A 5,607-nucleotide genomic window follows, 5' to 3' on the forward strand; every position below is an offset into this window, starting at 1 on the left:
AACGGGCTCGATTGGGCTATAAACTAGAAACTACAGCATTGATTTCTATAGATAATTATAACGCATTTCGTATAAGGTGTATTATGTTAATTTTAGGAAAGCTAAAAAATGAAAAATTATGAATCTAAACAAGAACTCATAGATAGTATTAGCAGATCATTTAACAAATATTTATTAGAATTTAGCGACATTTCAGAAGATGAAAAAAATAAAAAAGTTATAGCCGTTGATAAAACACCATCTCAAAATATTTCCTATCAATTAGGGTGGGTTAGCTTACTACTAGAATGGGAAAAAGATGAAAAGGAGGGGCAACAAGTAATAACTCCGAAAAAAGGATTTAAATGGAACAATTTGGGAGTTCTATATCAAGAGTTTTATCAAACATATGATCAATATTCTCTTGATGAGAAAAAAGAATTGTTGTCTAAGAAAGTAAGTGAAGTTATAGATTGGGTTCAAAGCCTAGCTGAAGATGAACTTTTTTTACCTAATCAAAGAAAATGGGCAACGACACCTGCCAAATGGCCTGTATACAAGTGGATTCACATAAATACAGTTGCCCCATTTACTAATTTTAGAACGCAAATTCGTAAATGGAAAAGACTTAAATAAGAATATTAACCCTATCTATTTAACATAATGGGCGTTATACGAAATTTAGTTGTTAGAAACCATTTATTACATCAAAAGTAATGAAAAAGTAAAGAATATGCCTTATATTATCTTTACTTTAATGGTTTTTGAGTGAGGAAATCATGTCCGCAGTCAATTTCAATATGCGCTTAGAAGCAGAGTTAAAAGAACAAGTCACGCCTATTTTGGAAGACTACGGTTTGACTATGCCCCAAGCATTCAAACTGTTCTTGAATCAAATCGTTAAAACTAAGGCGATCCCTTTATCTTTTGACTATGCGCGAGAAACTGCTTTAACTCCTAAAGCAGCAGCCAAGTTACTTCAATCTTTAAAAGAGATTGAAAATGGCGAGTACACCGAGTACGAAACGGTAGAAGAAGCGATTAAAGCCATGTCGGAAGAAGCACATGGCTAAACGTAAGATTATCGTAACCAGTTCTTTTAAACGTGATATTAAAAGACGTTATTTAGAACTGGTTACGGCTGAATGGGCAGAAGTATTAGATTGTTTAGTCGCAAATAATCCTTTGCCTGAAAAATATTTAGATCATCCCTTGAAGGGTGGTGCAGAGTTTAAGAATTGTCGTGATTGTCATGTGAAGCCTGATTTAGTCTTGATCTATAGGCTTGTTGGTGATGAAATTTTAGAACTGCATCAGTTGGATAGCCATTCCGAAATTTTTGGATGACTATCGCTCGATGCTTTGAAAGATGGCTTTAGCCATGTTTCAAAGTCGAGCAACTTTGCGCTTGCTGTAATCTAATTAATAATGAGAAAAACAAAGCAAAGTACCGATCATCTAGTATTTTTTAGGGTCGATGCGACACCAGTCATAAGTTTTATTTTTGACGTTATTTGGCTCAAATGAATAGCATTTCTTCGTCATAATTCTGACCAGCGTTTCACCATCACTTTCTCGAATTTGTAGCGGATATTTTTTAAGTACATCCATATCAGCTCTACGTTCATCAATTTCATCTTTGCTTGGCACGTATAAGAATATTGCCAATATGAACACCATCATCACAGCGACAAACGTACTGGCAAAAATGATGATAAATTTTAAGTTGAGCTTGTTTGTAGCTTCATTCAATGACTGAATACTGTTGTTTAATGCGCTTGTATGCTTCTTATTTGCGTTTTCTAGCGATTTTTCAGCCTTATCTAGCACTCCACTAGCGACTTGATTGTAAAACACCTCTAATCGCTTGTTATCGTCTGCTATGGCTTCTCTATATTCCTTCATGGATGCCAATAAAATATATAACTGATCGTCTAAATCATCGTTTTGGTTGCTCATAGCGAGTATCCGCCTCTATCCAATTTTTGAGATGCCTTGCGGAGTGCTTGCTCGGCTCGTTGTTTATCTAATTCTTGCTGTTGTTTCATTTCCGCTTGGCGTTCCACTTCTATGCGTTTTGTTTCTTGGTTCTTTTGCCATTGTTCAAACCCTTGATCGACACGGTTTAAACCACGCTGTAAAACGCTCTCTTTCTGCTGTTTTTCTTGGTGAAGCTGTTGGGTATTCTGCTGTTTGACGTTGTCATTAAAACGGCTGATTTCAGTGTCTATGCCTTGTCTGCGTAATTGGGTGACTTTGGTGCCTTCATGGATGGTGGCTTGTAGTCCGTTGTTTTGATCGGCATAGCTGCGGTGATCTATTTTTTCTCGATAGCCTTCACGTTCCAATGCCTTGTTGGCTAAGTCTGCCCATGTTTCTCGAATTTGCTTAATATCTTCTTGGGTTGTACCCATACCAAGGCTTTTTCGTTTGGCGTTGCTGAGTTCAATATCAGTTTTGGTGGTTAGAATAAGTTTATTGTGTGCGTCCAATTCGGCTTTTCGGGTGGTGAGCATGATATGGGCGTGATGGTTTTTATCATTACCGCCTTTGCTGGGTTCATGGATGGCTAAATCTGCGATCACGTCATAGCGATCAACTAAGGACCTGGCAAAGTCTTTTGCCAAGTCCTTACGTTGATCAGCGTCTAATTCATCAGGTAGGGCAATCACCCATTCTCTAGCAGTTCGGGCATCTTTACGGTTTTCAGATTTCTCCGCTAAGTTCCAAAGTTCGCCACGGTCAATTTCAATCTCTAAATTAGACAGAATTTCAGAATGAGTGACACCATCTTTTCTCGTAAAGTCATGGGTCAGTCCTGTGCGTTTATCTTCTAACTTTTCCCCTGCACGATATGCAGATGATGCAACCGCAGTTCGCCCCGAACTTCGATTCACCGTCTTAGTGGAGCAATGATAAATTGCCATGCAGTTGCCTTATGTGTTTTTTGCTTTTGGGGTTAAGGGGATTCCCCTTACGCAAACTTTGACTTGGATGAAATCCAAGTCGTAAGTGCGCATTTCATGAAAAACACGATAGCATATAGCCCGCTTGAATTTCAATTCATAGGGCCTTATGCTTGAGTGGTTTTCTATATCCCGAAATCTGAATCATGACAAAAGCTGCTGAAACTCTTGAAAAGAAAATCGAAGCCCAATTAGAAAAGTTGAAACAGTTAAAAGCTCAAAAACAGGCTATTGATGCAAGAGAAAAAACCAAGCAAAAGGAACAAGAAAGAAAGGACGATACAAGACGTAAAATTTTGCTCGGTTCTTACTTAATTAAAAAGATGCAAAGTAATGAAGCCAACAAAGAAAAAATACTCGCTGAACTCAATGAGTATTTAACAGAAAATAGAGATAGACAGCTTTTTGACTTACCAAATATTGAGATATCTAAATAATGCAAAAAACACTAATTTTATGGGGTGGAATTTTAGCGACAATCATGGGTTCGCAAAATCTTAGTGCATGTATGCCACACTCACCAAATGAGGTATTTATAGCAAGGGTTCAATCATTTGAATCAGATAAAAATCAGACTAAATTTCAATTTTCTAACCATAATTTTATTTTTCGCCCATTAATAGCTTGGTTTAGATATTCTAGCCCAAATGAATGGAATGGCGATTTTAAAATTAAGAATATAAAAAAAGGAAATTTGATAATTGGTTTAGCATATCCGCCAGATGGTAACCAAGCAAGAAAGTATCAGGTAAGTTCACTGGCACTACTTCACTGTAATAATGATGTTATATCAATAAGTAAGCCATCCACTCCTTTTTTAGCATGGGATAGAGAAAAAGGACGTTGTTTCTATACTGATAAGAGTGGTTTATTGAACGGCTTTCTTGAAAAAGATCAGGCGTATTATTTACATAAAATTCAAGCTAAATATCCGACTTGCCGTAAACTGTACTCAGCATTCCCTATGACGTAATGTATATAAAATCTTAGTCTTTGAAGTCTGTCTCAGTCCGCAATGCTTTAAAAATCCGCTTTGCGGTTTCCTCTCGGACGGATGTAGGGTCACGTAAAATATTGGAAATCCATATTGAAAAGGCTGGGTAATCTTTATTGTCGGCTAAGTCAGAGATGCTATGAACCTTAGATAATACTGAACTGTAGGTCTTAATTTGACTGTCAGATAAGTTGCTGAACATATCTATAGTTTTTTGATCTCGCTGAGATTCTATTTTTTTAGGTGACAATTTTTGCTTAAAGTTTAATTCTATGTGTGTGAACTTACGCCCTGTTTTTAACAGTTTATATTTGATTGTAATGGGGGATTTTTCATTAAGTTCATCAATTGCGGTATCTATTACCCATCTTTTTAAGTCTGCCGTTAATGGATACTTATTATTCAGATCAAGCATATTGCGCAAGTCATCAAGCCTTATTTTTCGATAACCTGTACTCTTGAATTGCATCATTAATTCATAAAATCGAACGCTATACCCACTACTTACTCCTGCTATGTCTTGAAGAAAATATTGTGTGAAGTTAGATGATAAGTTACTAATAAAAGGTAATACAGACTTACTAAACCTTATTGCCGCCAAAATATAATCTTCTGCATAAGGATCGCTCCCTGTCACCTCTTGGATAAATTCAGGATTAGCCAAAGCCCAATCACTATTGTATTTCATGATGTCTTGAACCCATCGAGTTTTAAACGTCCCTGCTTCAGTTGTTATTGTGATAACTCTATTAAAAAGTCGATCACATGCTTCTCTAATTTCTCTGCTTGCTGTTTTTGGGTTAACACCTAACTCAATAAATGATTCCCTTGTGACGCAATAACCTGTGTTATCTGTCACTTCTTCGCCTTTGGGTATACAGGCTATAGCCGCCAAAATTAAGCGCTGTTCATTCAAAGACAGTTGATAACTAGCTTCAATAATATTATTTGCTTTGACTACTAAGAGCTTACTCATTTTTGTATTCCTTATTATTAATTATGAGAATAATATACCGCCTCATAGTTATGCGTCAATCCCTCATAGTTATGCGTCAATCCCTCATAGTTATGCGTCAATCCCTCATAGTTATGCGTCAATCCCTCATAGTTAAACCTTGCAAAGCCACGCACAGCATGGCTTTGAGTGGGGTCTAAAAATATTTAAAAATATTTAAAATATTAAAAAAGAGGGGAATACTTAAAACTGCCCTAGGTACTCGCTAAAGCTCGTACTCTATTGAAGCTCGTTCCTCGCTTCGAGGGGCAGTTTTTGGTTAATCCTGTTTGTGAAATCTAAAAGCAAAAGCATTGGTAATGTATTCGCTTCGCTCATACTTTTTGAAAAGCAAAAGCTCCAAAATTCGCACCCATTCGGGATGCTCTGTATCTACCGTTTAAAATCAAAAGGGAGCTTGTAATCAGAGAAAAGGCAGGAGCGAAATTTTAATGCCAGGTGGTCGCTCGTAGACACTCGCCCGGCTCTTACTGGAATGATTAAAATATCTAATCAAAACGGTGGAACATTGATTAAAGAATATCCGTGGAACATGAAAAATCATAAAAAAAGCCCAAACGGGCTCGATTGGGCTATAAACTAGAAACTACAGCATTGATTTCTATAGATAATTATAACGCATTTCGTATAAGGTGTATTATGTTAATTTTAGG

At 36.7% G+C, this 5,607-nt stretch carries 8 protein-coding genes; 5 read left to right on the forward strand and 3 right to left on the reverse strand.

Annotated elements, in window-relative coordinates; genetic code table 11:
• Positions 1-108 precede the first annotated feature (108 nt).
• From ACG916_RS21295 to ACG916_RS21305, 3 genes are all read left to right on the forward strand, one after another.
• The gene (locus tag ACG916_RS21295; protein WP_419281528.1) at positions 109-615 is read left to right on the forward strand and encodes a ClbS/DfsB family four-helix bundle protein; all 507 of its coding nucleotides are present in this window, start codon (positions 109-111) and stop codon (positions 613-615) included.
• A 143-nt stretch (positions 616-758) separates the two neighbouring features.
• A complete protein-coding gene (locus ACG916_RS21300; protein WP_001277151.1) occupies positions 759-1,052 on the forward strand; it encodes a type II toxin-antitoxin system RelB/DinJ family antitoxin in 294 nt (97 codons plus the stop codon).
• A complete protein-coding gene (locus ACG916_RS21305) occupies positions 1,045-1,326 on the forward strand; it encodes a type II toxin-antitoxin system YafQ family toxin (protein ID WP_151795689.1) in 282 nt (93 codons plus the stop codon). Before ACG916_RS21300 ends, ACG916_RS21305 begins: the two co-directional genes overlap by 8 nt.
• 111 nt (positions 1,327-1,437) lie before the next feature.
• Here ACG916_RS21305 and ACG916_RS21310 read toward each other — a convergent pair whose 3' ends face one another.
• Positions 1,438-1,938 (reverse strand): hypothetical protein, encoded by a 501-nt coding sequence (locus ACG916_RS21310; RefSeq protein WP_419281531.1) that lies wholly within the window; start codon positions 1,936-1,938, stop codon positions 1,438-1,440.
• Positions 1,935-2,906, reverse strand: a complete 972-nt coding sequence (gene mobQ, locus ACG916_RS21315) for a MobQ family relaxase (protein WP_419281532.1) — start codon at positions 2,904-2,906, stop codon at positions 1,935-1,937. Before mobQ ends, ACG916_RS21310 begins: the two co-directional genes overlap by 4 nt.
• A gap of 185 nt (positions 2,907-3,091) precedes the next feature.
• Between mobQ and ACG916_RS21320 the strand changes: the two genes are divergently transcribed.
• Positions 3,092-3,382: a DUF8583 domain-containing protein gene (locus ACG916_RS21320; protein WP_180036283.1), complete on the forward strand. Its 291-nt coding sequence runs from the start codon at positions 3,092-3,094 to the stop codon at positions 3,380-3,382.
• Positions 3,382-3,918, forward strand: a complete 537-nt coding sequence (locus ACG916_RS21325; RefSeq protein WP_225554447.1) for a hypothetical protein — start codon at positions 3,382-3,384, stop codon at positions 3,916-3,918. Before ACG916_RS21320 ends, ACG916_RS21325 begins: the two co-directional genes overlap by 1 nt.
• Before the next feature lie 13 nt (positions 3,919-3,931).
• Here the strand turns inward: ACG916_RS21325 and ACG916_RS21330 are convergent, their stop codons facing one another.
• Positions 3,932-4,915, reverse strand: coding sequence for a RepB family plasmid replication initiator protein (locus tag ACG916_RS21330; RefSeq protein ID WP_180036282.1), 984 nt, complete (start codon positions 4,913-4,915; stop codon positions 3,932-3,934).
• Between the last annotated feature and the right edge of the window lie 692 nt (positions 4,916-5,607).

It is taken from the genome of Acinetobacter legionensis (assembly GCF_048552295.1).
GTDB lineage: Bacteria > Pseudomonadota > Gammaproteobacteria > Pseudomonadales > Moraxellaceae > Acinetobacter.